This window comes from Micromonospora alfalfae (genome assembly GCF_022230925.1).
GTDB lineage: Bacteria > Actinomycetota > Actinomycetes > Mycobacteriales > Micromonosporaceae > Micromonospora > Micromonospora alfalfae.
This window is the reverse complement of the sequence record NZ_JAKKFH010000033.1, coordinates 1-13076: the sequence shown is the minus strand read 5'-3', so window position 1 is coordinate 13076 and position 13076 is coordinate 1. Positions and strand designations below refer to the sequence as shown.

Sequence of the window (13076 nt, the reverse complement as noted above, 5' to 3'; positions counted from 1 at the left end):
TCGCGAGCGAAAGGCAACCAACGCAATGATGGGCGACGTGGACGACAAGAGCCTGACTGAGAACAGCGCCGCCACCAACCGGACGAGCCTCTGGGGTGGCCGGTTCGCGGGCGGCCCCGCCGAGGCGCTCGCCCGACTGTCGGTGAGCGTGCAGTTCGACTGGCGCCTGGCCCCGTACGACATCGCCGGGTCCCGGGCGCACGCCCGGGTCCTCGCTGGCGCGGGCCTGCTCGATCCGGAGGAGCTGGGCCGGATGCTGGCCGCGCTGGACGACCTGGAGGCCGCCTGCGCCTCCGGAACGTTCCGCCCCACCATCGACGACGAGGACGTGCACACCGCGCTGGAGCGCGGTCTGCTGGAGCGTCTCGGCAGCCTCGGTGGCAAGCTACGCGCCGGCCGGTCCCGCAACGACCAGGTCGCCACCGACCTGCGGCTCTACCTGCGCGACCACGCCCGGGGCGTGGCCAGCCGCCTGGTCGAGCTGGCGGAGGCGCTGGTCGAGCAGGCCGAGCGGCACATCGACACCGCCGCGCCGGGCATGACCCACCTCCAGCACGCCCAGCCGGTCACCTTCGGGCACTGGCTGCTCGCCCACGTGCAGCCGCTGCTGCGCGACCTCGAGCGGCTGCGCGACTGGGACCACCGGGCGGCGATCAGCCCGCTCGGCGCGGGCGCCCTGGCCGGGTCCGGGCTCCCACTGGACCCGGTGGCGGTGGCGAAGGAGCTGGGCTTCCGTACGTCGTTCGCCAACTCGATGGACGCCGTCGCCGACCGGGACTTCGTGGCCGAGTTCCTCTTCACCACCGCCCTGATCGGGGTGCACCTGTCCCGGCTCGGCGAGGAGGTGGTGCTCTGGACCTCGCACGAGTTCGGCTGGGTGGAGCTGGACGACTCCTTCGCCACCGGTTCGTCGATCATGCCGCAGAAGAAGAACGCGGACATCGCCGAGCTGGCCCGGGGCAAGTCCGGGCGCCTGGTCGGCGGCCTGGTGACGGTGCTCACCATGCTCAAGGGCCTGCCGATGACCTACGACCGGGACATGCAGGAGGACAAGGAGCCGGCCTTCGACGCGGTCGACACCCTGGAACTGCTGCTTCCGGCCCTGGCGGGAATGATCTCCACGATGACGGTCCGGGTGGACCGCCTCGTCGCCGCCGCTCCGGTCGGCTTCTCCCTCGCCACCGAGGTCGCCGACTGGCTGGTCCGGCGCAACGTGCCGTTCCGCGACGCGCACGAGATCACCGGCCAGTTGGTGGCACTGTGCGCGGCTCGGGAGTGCGAGCTGAACGACGTCTCCGACGAGGACCTGACCGCGATCAGCGGGCACCTCGACCCGTCGGTGCGGGACGTGCTCTCGGTCCGTTCGGCTCTCGCGGCCCGGACCACCCCTGGTTCCACCGGCCCTGGCCCGGTCGCCGATCAGCTCGCCGCCGCGGCGGACCGGCTGGCCGGTTGGCGGGAGTGGGCCACCGAGGCTGTCGTTCCGCGCTGAGCTGTGCCGTGGCGTCGGCGCTGGCCGCCGGCGCCGCGGCGGTTCAGGCCGTCGGGCGCTCCCGCTTGGGGAGCTTCGCCACCACCATGTCGTACGACGAGTCGACCGCCTCGGTCAGCTCCTCGTCATCGATTCCGCCGTCCAGGCGCAGCGTGTTCCACCCGGACCGGCCGATGTAGGCCATCACGCTGGCGTCGTCGGGGTGTCGGTGCAGCCACTCGTCGGCCACCTCCCGGGTCGCCCCGCACTTGATGCCGACCGTCGGCTTGCCGTTGTCGCTGCCGAGGAACGCGAAGATCCGGCCGCCCACCTTCACCACCTCGTCGCCCTCCCACGGCTGGTCCAGCCACGCTCCCGGCTTGGCCAGGCAGTACGCCAGCATCTCCGCGCGCTCCATGGGTGCCTCCTCGTCGTGCGCACAGTGTGCCCGCCCCGCAGCCGTCGTAGGCGCGGCGTGCCGATCCGGGCGTCGGTTTGAGGACGTACCGGATCAGGGGGTCTGCTCGGCCGAGCGGGCGGCGACCCGCTCGTAGCGCTGCCGGGCCGCCTGTGCGCTGCCCAACCCCAGCCCGTAGGCGATCGCCTGCCAGGTCAGCCCACGGTCGCGGGCCAGCGTCAGCAGGCCGGCCTCCAGGGCGTCGAGCTCGGCGCGGACGTGGGGCAGCAGGGTCAGCGCGGCGGTCAGGTCGGCGGCGTCGATCGGCTCTTCCGCGGGTTCGCGCTCGGCCCCGCCAGCGGCCAGCGCGGTGACCAGGGCGACCGCCTCCCACGGGTCGAGCACGTACGGGTGGGCCCACCGGCCCCGCCGCGTGTCGGTGCCGGCGTGCCGCTCGCTGATCCGTTGCAACGCCTCGTGGGTGCGGTGGGCGCGGGCTCGGCCCGGGTCCGGCGCGGTGAAGATGTCCTCGGTCGTCATACCCCGAGCACACCTTATGAACGTCAGATTGTCAACGAACTGTTGAAGCCTGGCGGCACGGGCATGCCGTGCCGCCAGGCGACGCCTCAGAACGCCAGGTTGAACGGGCGCTCGTCGTGCATGGGTGTGCAGTACGGGTCACAGGGGCTCGCGGTCAGCACGCCGAACGCGACGCCCGCTGCGAACGGACGCTCGACCGGGATCACCGCGATCCGCACCTGCTGGGTGCCCTCCGCGCAGGTGACCCTCCGAACCGTCGTGCCCGCGCGCATCGTCTGGCCGACCGCCTGCGCGACCTTGACCGTGAGATCGAAGTCGACGGCCTTCGAGCAGGTGACGGTGACCGGCACGATCGCCGCCGCGCCCTTCGCCTCGATCTTGCCCGTGGCGCCGACCACGAACGCGGTCACAGACGCGTCGTCGGCCTGCGCCGCGGCCCGCAGTGGGACGCTCGCGCTGGCCGATGGGGTGAAGGCCAGGGTCGCGGCTGCCGCGACGAGACCGGTGGCGATCAGTGGTCGCCGGATGCTCCGTACGGTCATGGTGGTTTCCTCCCGTGTGTGTCGTCGCTCCCTGCGACGACATCGGGAACACTCCCGAGCCGGTGCTCGGGTTTCACTGTTCGGCCGACTGTCTGATCTGCGACGTGAGTCTTGTTCGGGCGGCGCGGAAAGGTCAGCGCGCCGGCCGGTGGCGGGATGGGTACCGTCGGGGACATGACCCTGTCGTCCGGTGACCGCGGCACCGCCGCCGACCTGGTGGCGCTGGCGGACCTTCTCGCCGGTCCACTGCTGCCGGCGGCGCGCGGGCTGCTGGGCTGCCTGCTGCACGTCGGCGGGGTCACCGTCCGGATCACCGAGGTCGAGGCGTACGCGGGAAGCGGCGGTGATCCCGCCTCGCACGCCCATCGGGGCCGCACCCCGCGCAACGCCGTGATGTTCGGCCCCGCCGGGCACGCCTACGTCTACTTCACCTACGGGATGCACTGGTGCATGAACGTGGTCACCGGGGTCGAGGGGGAGGCCTCCGCCGTGCTGCTGCGCGCCGGCGAGGTGGTCGACGGGCTGCCCACGGCACGGGAGCGCCGGCCGGCCATCCGGCGGGACGTGGACCTGGCCCGCGGGCCCGCCCGGCTCTGCTCGGCGCTCGGCATCGACCGCGAGGCGTACGGGGCGTACCTGCTCGGCGACGGTCCGGTCCGCCTGCGTCCGCCGGCCCGGCCGGTGCCGCCGGAGACGGTGGTGGCGGGCCCCCGGGTCGGCGTGACCGGCGCCCACGATCTGCCCTGGCGGTTCTGGCTCGACGGCGACCCCACGGTCAGCGCGTACCGCCGGCACGTGCCCCGCATCCGGCGCTGAGAGCGCCGTCCGCGTGTGGGCACGGAAGTCTGTCGGGGGGTGTGGCCATAATCACCGGATCTGCTCGCCGACGGTTCGGAGGACGTCATGGCAAGACTGCTCGCGATCGGCACGGCCAAGGGATTGTTTCTCGCCACCAGCACCGACGACCGGCGCAGTTGGGAGATCACCGGTCCGCACTTTCCGATGACCGGTGTCTACGCTGTCGCTGTCGACACCCGTCGTTCCACCCCGCGGCTGCTGGCCGGCATGACCAGCTCACACTTCGGCCCCAGCGTCGCCACCAGCGACGACCTCGGCGCTTCCTGGGACGAGCCCGACCAGGCGCCTGTCGCGTTTCCGGCCGACACCGGCGTCTCCCTCGGGCGGGTCTGGCAGTTGATGCCGGCCGGCCCCGACGAGCCGGACGTCGTCTGGGCGGGCACGGAGCCCTCGGCGTTGTTCAAGTCCACCGACGGTGGCCGCAGCTTCGAGCTGGTCCGTTCCCTCTGGGACCACCCGCACCGCCCGCAGTGGGAGGGCGGCTTCGGCGGTCAGGCGGTGCACACCGTGCTGCCCCACCCTCGTGACCCGGCTCGGCTGCTTGTCGCCATGTCCACCGGCGGGGTCTACCGCTCGGAGGACGCCGGGGCGAGTTGGACGCCGGGCAACACCGGCATCCGCGCCTACTTCCTGCCCGACGAGTGGCCGGAGTTCGGCCAGTGCGTGCACAAGGTGGCCCGGGACGCCGGCAACCCCGAGCGGCTGTACGCGCAGAACCACCACGGCGTCTACCGCTCCGATGACGACGGCCGCACCTGGTCCTCGATCGCCGATGGGCTGCCTAGCGACTTCGGCTTCCCGATGGTGGCCCACCCGGGGCGCGGCGGCACGGTGTGGACCTTCCCCTTGGTGGCCGACGGCGAGCGGTACCCGACCGACCACCGGTGCCGGGTGTTCCGTTCCGTCGACGCGGGCGGCAAGTGGGAGCCGCTGTCGGTCGGGCTGCCCGAGGGCCCGTTCTATCCGGCGGTGCTACGCGATGCGATGTGCGCCGACGACGCCACCCCCGCTGGCGTCTACTTCGGCACCCGCTCCGGCTCGGTCTTCGCCAGCCGCGACGAGGGCGACTCCTGGTCGTTGGTCGCGGCGCACCTGCCCGACGTGCTCTGCGTTCGCGCCGCGGAGGTCTGAGCGTGGTCACCGTGCTGCTGCCCGGCCCGCTGCGCGGCGAGGCCGGGGGCGCGAGTCGGCTGGACGTCACCGCCGCCGGGACGCTACGGGCGGTCCTCGACGAGATGGCCGCCGCGCACCCCCGGCTGGCCCGGCGCATCCGCGACGAGCGTGGCGAGCTGCGTCGCTACGTCAACGTCTTCGTCGACGGGGAAGACTGCCGGCACTCCGGCGGTCTGGCCACCCCGGTCAAGGACGGCGCGGAGGTGCAGGTGCTGCCCTCGGTGGCGGGCGGCTGACCGGCCCGACGCCGAGGGAGTTCCCGACCCGGTGTCCGGTTGCGGGGGTGACGGGCGCCACTGCGGGGCGTACCGCCGACGGAATAGTTGCGTCGTCAAATAAGTTGAGAGCTGCGTCCGGGTACCACGACGGCACCCGGTTGACACGCGAGGAGCTGGTCATGCAGTTCGGAATCTTCACCGTCGGTGACGTCACTGTCGATCCGACTACCGGTCGGGAGCCGACCGAGCATGAGCGGATCAAGGCGATGGTCGCCATCGCGTTGAAGGCCGAGGAGGTCGGCCTGGACGTCTTCGCCACCGGCGAGCACCACAACCCGCCGTTCGTGCCGTCGTCACCGACCACAATGCTCGGCTACATCGCGGCGCGCACCGAGCGGCTGCTGCTGTCCACCGCCACCACGCTGATCACCACCAACGACCCGGTGAAGATCGCCGAGGACTACGCGATGCTCCAGCACCTCTCCGACGGCCGGGTGGACCTGATGATGGGCCGCGGCAACACCGGCCCGGTCTACCCGTGGTTCGGCAAGGACATCCGCGCCGGCATCCCCCTGGCCATCGAGAACTACGACCTGCTGCACCGGTTGTGGCGCGAGGACGTGGTCGACTGGAAGGGCAAGTACCGCACCCCGTTGCAGTCGTTCACCTCGACGCCGCGCCCCCTCGACGGCGTGCCCCCGTTCGTCTGGCACGGCTCGATCCGCAGCCCGGAGATCGCCGAGCAGGCCGCGTACTACGGCGACGGCTTCTTCGCCAACCACATCTTCTGGCCCAAGGAGCACACCCAGCGGATGATCGCGCTCTACCGCCAGCGGTACGCGCACTACGGCCACGGCTCCGCCGACCAGGCCATCGTCGGCCTCGGTGGGCAGGTGTTCATGCGTCGCAACTCGCAGGACGCGGTCCGGGAGTTCCGGCCCTACTTCGACAACGCCCCGGTCTACGGGCACGGGCCGTCGTTGGAGGAGTTCACCCGGGAGACCCCGCTGACCGTGGGCAGCCCGCAACAGGTCATCGACCGCACGCTCGGCTTCCGGGAGTACGTCGGTGACTACCAACGGCAGCTGTTCCTGATGGACCACGCCGGGTTGCCGCTGAAGACCGTGCTGGAGCAGCTCGACCTGCTCGGCGAGGAGGTCGTGCCGGTGCTGCGCAAGGAGTTCGCCGCGCTGCGTCCGGCGCACGTGCCGGCAGCGCCGACGCACGCCTCGCTGGTCGTCGCCGCGGGCGGTGCCACTGACAGCACCGTGCACGCCGTCGACGACGTGACGGGCAAGGCGCCGGAGGGGGCGACCCGATGACCCGCCGCACCCTGGCCGTGGTCTCGGCGGGGCTGAGTCAGCCCTCGTCGACCCGGCTGCTCGCCGACCAGCTCGCCGCGGCCACCCGCGACGAGTTGGTCCGGCGCGGCTCCGAAGTGGAGCTGCACGTCGTCGACCTGCGCGAGTACGCCCACGACGTGGTGAACAACATGCTCACCGGGTTCGCGCCGGCAGCGCTGCGCGAGGTCATCGACACGGTGACCGGGGCGGACGGGCTCATCGCCGTCACCCCGATCTTCAGCGCCTCGTACAACGGGCTGTTCAAGTCCTTCTTCGACGTGTTGGATTCCGAGTCGATGGTCGACCGGCCGGTGCTGATCGGCGCGACCGGCGGCACCGCCCGGCATTCGCTGGCACTGGAACACGCCGTCCGCCCGATGTTCGCCTACCTTCGGTCGGTGGTCGTCCCGACAGCGGTCTTCGCCGCCCCGGAGGACTGGTCCGACGGCACCGCCGATGGCGCGTTGCGCGCTCGGATCCGGCGCGCCGCCGGGGAGCTGGCCGACCAGATCGAGCGCCGGCCACCGGCCACCGGTCCGGCCGACCCGTTCGCCCTCACCACCGACTTCCTGCAGATGCTCGGCCGAGGTGACGGCGAGGCGGTCAGCTGACCGGGTGGGCGACCAGCACCGGGCAGTGCGCGTGCTGGATCGCCGCCTGACTGACCGAGCCGAGCAGCAGACCGGCGAACCCGGCCCGGCCCCGGGTGCCCACGACCAGCAGCGACGCCGTGGCGCTGGCCTCGATGAGCCCCTGGGCCGCGCCGTCCGCCCGGACCGGATGCTCCCGCACCACAAGGCCGGGGTGTTCGGCGCGCACCACGGCTGAGGCGTCGGCGAGGAGTTTCACCGCCTCGGCCTGGTACACGGCCTGCGACTCCTCGATCTCGTCGGGCACCCTCCGGTCCTCGTTCGAAGGACCGACGTGCACCAGCACCAGCGGCACGTCCCGCAGCCCCGCCTCGTCAACGCCCAGGCCCGCGGCGAGCCGGGACGACTCGGACCCGTCCACGCCGACCAGCACCGGGCCGTCCACCGGGATCGGCTGCTCGTCCGGGCGGACCACAAGCGCCGGGCAGTGGGCGTGCGCGGCCACCTGCGCGCCGACCGAGCCGAGCAGCAGCCCGGTGAACCCGCCCAGGCCCCGGCTGCCCACCACGACCAGCTCCGCCCGGCGGGACTCCTCGATCATGGTGGCCGCCGGGCCACCCAGGACCTGACGCACCTCGACGGCGAGGCCGGGCCACCTGCCGGTCAGCTCGGCCGCCGTGCTCTCCAACATCTGCTGCGCCTCCTCGGGCGGCGCCGGCACCCCGAGGTCGTACGGGTTGAGCGGCACGCCGTAGCCGGACGGATGCAGGTAGCCGTGCACCAGGAGCAGCGGTCGGGACCGGAGCACGGCGGCCCGCGCCGCGTGCTCGGCGGCGACGAGGCTGGACGGCGATCCGTCAACGCCCACCACGACAGGTCGGTTCATCGGCGCTCCCTGGGTCGGTCAGGTCATTGTCGACCGCTCGGGCGCTCCGCAGGGGCCGGACGCGCCGGCCCGTGGCCGCCGCCGGCTGACTCCGCGCCGCCGCTTCGTGTCACGGCCGTTGCGTACCCTCGGCCGATGACCTCCGATCTGCTGCTGCGCCCGGTCCGTGAGGACGACCTCGTCGAGTTCTTCCTGCACCAGCAGGACCCGGAGGCCAACCGGATGGCCGCGTTCGGCCCCAAGGACCCGTCCGACCGTCGGGAGTTCGCCGCACACTGGGCCCGGGTGCTGACCAACCCGGCGAACCTGGTCCGCACCGCCGAGGTCGACGGCGAGGTGGTCGGCTACGTGACCGCCTTCCCGGCCGAGCGGCAGACCGAGGTCAGCTACTGGATCGACCCGGCGCGCTGGGGTCGGGGCCACGCCACCGCGGCCCTGGCCGCCCTGCTGCGCGAGCTGCCCCGGCCGGTGCACGCCCGCGCCGCCAAGGACAACGCCGCCTCCCTCGCGGTGCTGCGCAAGTGCGGGTTCGTGGTGGTCGGTGAAGACTCGGGGTACGCCAACGGCCGCGGCGAAGACGTCGAGGAGTGGCTGCTGGAGCTGCCCGCCGACGCCTCTGACCTGGGCGGGCACTAGTCTCGCGGCGTGAACTGGTTGGATCTCGTCGGCTGGGCCGGCTCCGCGGTGCTGGTCTGGTCGCTGCTGCAGTCGCGCATCCTGCGGTTGCGGGCGCTCAACCTCGTCGGCTGCTTCGTGCTGATCGGCTACAACGCCGCGATCGAGGTCTGGCCCGGCGTCGGGCTCAACGTCGTGCTCGCGGTGATCAACATCTGGTACCTGCGCGGGATGCTCGCCACCCGGCACGACGAGAAGACCTACCAGGTGGTGGAGGTCGGCGTCGGTGACCAGTTCCTCGCGCACACGCTGCGGGTGCACGCCGCCGACATCGCCCGGTTCAACCCCGGCTTCCACTGGGACCCGGACGCGTCGGGGCGCTCGGCGTTCCTCGTGGTCACGGCCGACGAGGTGGTCGGCGTGGTGCTGTCGCACGCCGAGGCGCACGGTGTCGCCCAGATCGACCTGGACTACGTGACCCCGAAGTTCCGTGACTTCACCCCGGGCGAGTTCGTCTACCGGCGCAGCCACCTGTTCACCGAAAGAGGCTTCCACCGGGTGGTCAGCCCGCCCCGGATGGTGGCCCCCTACTACCACCGGCTCGGCTTCCGCCCGGAGGGCGACTCGTACGTTCTCGACCTGCCGACGTCGCCGACGCCCCAGTCGGCGTAGCGTCGCCGACGCCCCTGCCGGCGTAGCGTCGCCGACGCCGATTCGACGTAGCGCCACCTCGACCGATTCGGCGTAGCGTCGCCGGGGCAGGATTCGGCCGGCGCCGGACGGGGCAAAGACACGCCTACGCCGGGCGGGCTCGCCGACCGGCGGGTGCCGCGTGTAGCGGCCGGTGCCACCACCACGAGGGAGCGAACCGGGCGTGCAGAGCTACGGGAGCCAACTGGCCCTGGTCGGAGTCCTGGTCGTGATCAACGCGCTCTTCGCGGGCAGCGAGATGGCGTTGGTGTCGCTGCGCGACAGCCAGATCCAGCGGCTGGAGCGCACCAGCCGGGCCGGGCGGGTGCTGGCCCGGCTCGCCAAGGACCCGAACCGCTTCCTGGCCACCATCCAGATCGGCATCACCCTCGCCGGCTTCCTGGCCTCCGCCGCCGCGGCGGTCTCGCTGGCAAAACCCCTGGTGCCGCTGCTCGGGGTGTTCGGCGGCGCCGCCGAGACGGCGGCCATCGTGGCGGTCACCCTCGCGCTGACCTTCGTCACCCTGGTCTTCGGCGAGCTGGCGCCCAAGCGGATCGCCATGCAGTCCGCCGAGCGCTGGGCGCTGCTGGTGGCCCGCCCGCTCGACCTGCTCGCCAGCCTCACCCGGCCGGCCGTCTGGGCGCTCGGCGCCACCAGCGACGTGGTGGTCCGCCTGGTCGGGCTCAACCCCAAACACGAGCCGGAGGAGATCGGTCCGGACGAGCTGCGTGACATCGTCGCCGGCAACCACGGCTTCACCAAGGAGCAGCGCACCATCATCGCGGGTGCCGTGGAGATCGCCGACCGGCGGTTGCGGGCTGTCCTCGTACCCCGGTTGCAGGTCTTCACGCTCGACAGCGGGACCACAGCGGAGGCCGCGCGGCTCGTGCTGGCCGCCACCGGGCACTCCCGGGCTCCGGTCGTGCGCCACGGCGGCCTGGACGACACGGCCGGAGTGATCCACCTGCGTGACCTGGTGGGTGTGCCCGACGACCGGCCGGTCGACGAGATCGCCCGACCGCCGATGCTGCTGCCCGACTCGCTACCGGTGGTGGACGCGCTGCGCCAGTTCAAGGCCGAGCGTCAGCACATCGCGCTCGTCGTGGACGAGCGCGGCGCCGTCGACGGCATCGTGACGCTGGAGGACATCCTGGAGGAGATCGTCGGCGAGATCTACGACGAGACCGACCGGGATGTGCGCTCGGTGCGGCGCGACCCCGACGGTGCGCTGGTGCTGCCCGGCACCTTCCCGGTGCACGACCTGCCGGACATCGGCGTGGAGCTGCCGTCGCGCCCGGCCGGTGACTACACCACGGTCGCCGGGCTGGTGCTGACCCGGCTCGGGCACATCCCCACCGTCGCCGGGGAGGACGTCACGCTCGACGGTTGGGTGCTCATGGTGGCCGGCATCGACCACCGGGCGATCACCGAGGTACGGCTCAGCCGCGTACCCGACGAAGCCGACGGCGACGCCGACACCGACCAGGCCGCGGAGCCGATGCTGGACGAGGCCCGCAGTTGACCGGTCCGGCTAGTGCCGCCGCTCAGGCGGGCGAGAGGTTCTGCAGCCGGACCTGACCACGGGCGACCAGCCGCTCGTCGGCGTCGGTGATCTCCACCTGCCAGAGCTGCTGGCTGCGGCCCCGGTGCACCGGCGTGCCGACAGCCCTCAGCTCACCGTCCCGGACGGCCCGCAGGAAGTCGGTCTGGTTCGACACCCCGACCACGCTGCCCCGGTCGGCCAGCCAGAGGGCGCCGCCCACGCTGGCCGCGGTCTCCACGACCGAGCAGTACACCCCGCCGTGCTGGATGCCGAACGGCTGGTGCAGCTCCGGGCGGACCTGCCAGCTGATGACCACCCGGTCGGCGCTGGCCTCCTCGAACTTGAGGCCGAGCAGGGCGACGAGACCGCCCGTCAGATCCGGAATCTCCATGGCAAAGCCCTCCTTGATCAACGGGCGCAAGCCTAGCCGGGGCGGGTTGCGCCAAACCCGGTACGGGTTGGTGCCGGCCATGGGGGAGAATCGGTGACCGTGACCGACAGCAGCCCTCCGCCGCCCGGGCGGGACTCCCTGACCGACGACCTGCTCTGGCGTGGCCTGATCCAGGACTCGACCGGCCTCGACGAGCTGCGCGAGCTGCTCGACGGTGGAAAGTCCGCCACGTACTACGTGGGCTTCGACCCCACCGCGGCGAGCCTGCACGTCGGCTCGCTCATGCAGGTCACCATGGCCCGCCGGCTGCAACTCGCCGGCCACCGCCCGTTGCTGCTGGTCGGCGGGGCGACCGGGCAGATCGGTGACCCGAAGGAGAGCGCCGAGCGGACCCTCAACCCGCCCGAAGTGATCGCCGGATGGGTCGAGCGCATCCGTGACCAGCTGGCGCCGTTCGTGTCGTACTCCGGTGAGAACGCGGCCCAGTTGGTCAACAACCTGGAGTGGACCGGCGAGATGTCGGTGGTCGAGTTCCTGCGCGACGTGGGCAAGCACTTCCCGGTGAACAAGATGCTCGCGCGGGAGGTGGTGCGCGCCCGCCTGGAGACCGGCATCAGCTTCACCGAGTTCAGCTACCAGCTGTTGCAGGCAAACGACTTCTTCGAGTTGCACCGCAGGCACGGCTGTCAGCTCCAGTTCGGCGGCTCCGATCAGTGGGGCAACATCACCGCCGGCGTCGACTACGTGCGCCGACGGGGCGCGGGGCCGGTGCAGGCGTTCACCACGCCCCTGGTCACCAAGTCCGACGGCACGAAGTTCGGCAAGACCGAGGGCGGCGCCGTCTGGCTCGACCCCACGATGACCAGCCCGTACGCGTTCTACCAGTTCTGGCTCAACGTCGAGGACCAGGAGGTGGACCGCTACCTGCGGTACTTCAGCTTCCGGACCCGCGAGGAGTTGGAGGAGCTGGCCAAGGCGACAGCCGAGCGGCCAGCGGCCCGGTTGGCGCAGCGGGCGCTCGCCGAGGAGCTGACCACCCTGGTGCACGGTGCCGAGGAGACTCGACAGGCGATCGCCGCCAGTCAGGCGCTCTTCGGCCGCGGCTCGTTGGACGAGCTGGCGCCGGAGACCCTGCGGGCGGCCCTGACCGAGGCGGGTCTCGTACGCCTCACCGGCGAATTGCCGGATGTGGCGGGTCTGCTGCGCGACTCCGGTCTGGTCAGTGGCCTCAAGGAGGCTCGGCGGGTGATCGCCGAGGGCGGCGCCTACGTCAACAACAACCGGGTGACCGCTGTGGACGCCGTGGTGTCGCCGACCGACCTTCTACATGGGCGATACCTGGTGCTGCGCCGTGGAAAGCGTTCGTTCGCTGGCGTTGAGCTGGGTGAATAGCCATCTGTCGACGATGTGACGGGGGACGCGTCCGGCGGATTTGACGATCATCCCGCCGGACGCGTAACTTTCTCTCTGCCAGCGCGGAACGGACGAAACAGGCGAAAGCCTGAAGCGGCCGGAGCGCCGGCGAACGACCTGGGGGTCGGGTGGGCACGCCCACCGGAGCCCCACCCGGGAGGTGCCGCCAGAAACGCCGCGAGGCGGATTTGGCGCCGCGAAACCGACCGGGTATGGTTACGAACCGGCAGGGCACCGGGCGGGTCGCGGGAAATCGCGACGGCCGGCCTGCCGAATCCATGACGAGAGCGGCGCAAGCCGGTTGCGACATGGTGCCCGCATTATCGGTTGAAGCATGGCGAACCGCGAAATATCGGTTTGACACGGTGGAAACGAGCGGGTAACGTAGTAAAAGTGCCTGGCGCTG

General features: G+C 71.8%; 15 protein-coding genes. 10 read left to right on the top strand and 5 right to left on the bottom strand.

Annotated features, from left to right (window positions below; all coding sequences use genetic code 11):
- Positions 1 to 28 precede the first annotated feature (28 nt).
- Entirely contained in the window at positions 29 to 1492 is a 1464-nt protein-coding gene (gene argH / locus MED01_RS25555) for an argininosuccinate lyase (RefSeq protein ID WP_238671097.1), read from the top strand.
- Between the two features lie 43 nt (positions 1493 to 1535).
- Here argH and MED01_RS25550 read toward each other — a convergent pair whose 3' ends face one another.
- The 3 genes from MED01_RS25550 to MED01_RS25540 form a co-directional block, all read right to left on the bottom strand.
- The gene (locus MED01_RS25550) at positions 1536 to 1889 is read right to left on the bottom strand and encodes an MmcQ/YjbR family DNA-binding protein (RefSeq protein ID WP_238671096.1); all 354 of its coding nucleotides are present in this window, start codon (positions 1887 to 1889) and stop codon (positions 1536 to 1538) included.
- Positions 1890 to 1982: 93 nt separating this feature from the next.
- Positions 1983 to 2408, bottom strand: coding sequence for a DNA-binding protein (locus tag MED01_RS25545; RefSeq protein WP_210786251.1), 426 nt, complete (start codon positions 2406 to 2408; stop codon positions 1983 to 1985).
- A gap of 86 nt (positions 2409 to 2494) precedes the next feature.
- Positions 2495 to 2950, bottom strand: coding sequence for a hypothetical protein (locus MED01_RS25540; protein ID WP_238671095.1), 456 nt, complete (start codon positions 2948 to 2950; stop codon positions 2495 to 2497).
- A gap of 174 nt (positions 2951 to 3124) precedes the next feature.
- Between MED01_RS25540 and MED01_RS25535 the strand changes: the two genes are divergently transcribed.
- The 5 genes from MED01_RS25535 to MED01_RS25515 all read left to right on the top strand — a co-directional run bounded on the left by MED01_RS25535 (position 3125) and on the right by MED01_RS25515 (position 7153).
- Positions 3125 to 3766, top strand: a complete 642-nt coding sequence (locus MED01_RS25535; RefSeq protein ID WP_238671094.1) for a DNA-3-methyladenine glycosylase — start codon at positions 3125 to 3127, stop codon at positions 3764 to 3766.
- An 87-nt stretch (positions 3767 to 3853) separates the two neighbouring features.
- Positions 3854 to 4939 (top strand): WD40/YVTN/BNR-like repeat-containing protein, encoded by a 1086-nt coding sequence (locus MED01_RS25530; RefSeq protein WP_238671093.1) that lies wholly within the window; start codon positions 3854 to 3856, stop codon positions 4937 to 4939.
- Positions 4940 to 4941: 2 nt separating this feature from the next.
- Positions 4942 to 5217 carry a ubiquitin-like small modifier protein 1 gene (locus MED01_RS25525; RefSeq protein ID WP_238671092.1) on the top strand — a complete coding sequence of 92 codons (276 nt, stop codon included), beginning with the start codon at positions 4942 to 4944 and terminating at the stop codon, positions 5215 to 5217.
- 161 nt (positions 5218 to 5378) lie between these two features.
- Complete coding sequence (locus MED01_RS25520; protein ID WP_238671091.1) at positions 5379 to 6521, top strand: LLM class flavin-dependent oxidoreductase; 1143 nt, start codon at positions 5379 to 5381, stop codon at positions 6519 to 6521.
- Positions 6518 to 7153, top strand: coding sequence for an FMN reductase (locus MED01_RS25515; protein ID WP_238671090.1), 636 nt, complete (start codon positions 6518 to 6520; stop codon positions 7151 to 7153). The genes MED01_RS25520 and MED01_RS25515 overlap by 4 nt, the downstream gene beginning before the upstream one ends.
- Here the strand turns inward: MED01_RS25515 and MED01_RS25510 are convergent.
- On the bottom strand, positions 7146 to 8018 hold the full coding sequence (locus MED01_RS25510; RefSeq protein WP_238671089.1) for a universal stress protein: 873 nt from the start codon (positions 8016 to 8018) through the stop codon (positions 7146 to 7148). The genes MED01_RS25515 and MED01_RS25510 overlap by 8 nt on opposite strands.
- A gap of 135 nt (positions 8019 to 8153) precedes the next feature.
- Here MED01_RS25510 and MED01_RS25505 point away from each other — a divergent pair, with 135 nt between their 5' ends.
- The 3 genes from MED01_RS25505 (at position 8154) to MED01_RS25495 (ending at position 10845) form a co-directional block, all read left to right on the top strand.
- A complete protein-coding gene (locus MED01_RS25505; protein WP_238671088.1) occupies positions 8154 to 8654 on the top strand; it encodes a GNAT family N-acetyltransferase in 501 nt (166 codons plus the stop codon).
- Between the two features lie 9 nt (positions 8655 to 8663).
- Positions 8664 to 9305, top strand: coding sequence for a YgjV family protein (locus tag MED01_RS25500; RefSeq protein WP_238671087.1), 642 nt, complete (start codon positions 8664 to 8666; stop codon positions 9303 to 9305).
- Between the two features lie 202 nt (positions 9306 to 9507).
- Positions 9508 to 10845 carry a hemolysin family protein gene (locus MED01_RS25495; protein ID WP_238671086.1) on the top strand — a complete coding sequence of 446 codons (1338 nt, stop codon included), beginning with the start codon at positions 9508 to 9510 and terminating at the stop codon, positions 10843 to 10845.
- A gap of 22 nt (positions 10846 to 10867) precedes the next feature.
- Here MED01_RS25495 and MED01_RS25490 read toward each other — a convergent pair whose 3' ends face one another.
- Complete coding sequence (locus MED01_RS25490; protein WP_238671085.1) at positions 10868 to 11257, bottom strand: PaaI family thioesterase; 390 nt, start codon at positions 11255 to 11257, stop codon at positions 10868 to 10870.
- A 99-nt stretch (positions 11258 to 11356) separates the two neighbouring features.
- On the opposite strand from MED01_RS25490, the gene tyrS reads away from it, so the two are divergent.
- On the top strand, positions 11357 to 12649 hold the full coding sequence (gene tyrS, locus MED01_RS25485) for a tyrosine--tRNA ligase (RefSeq protein ID WP_238671111.1): 1293 nt from the start codon (positions 11357 to 11359) through the stop codon (positions 12647 to 12649).
- Positions 12650 to 13076 lie beyond the last annotated feature (427 nt).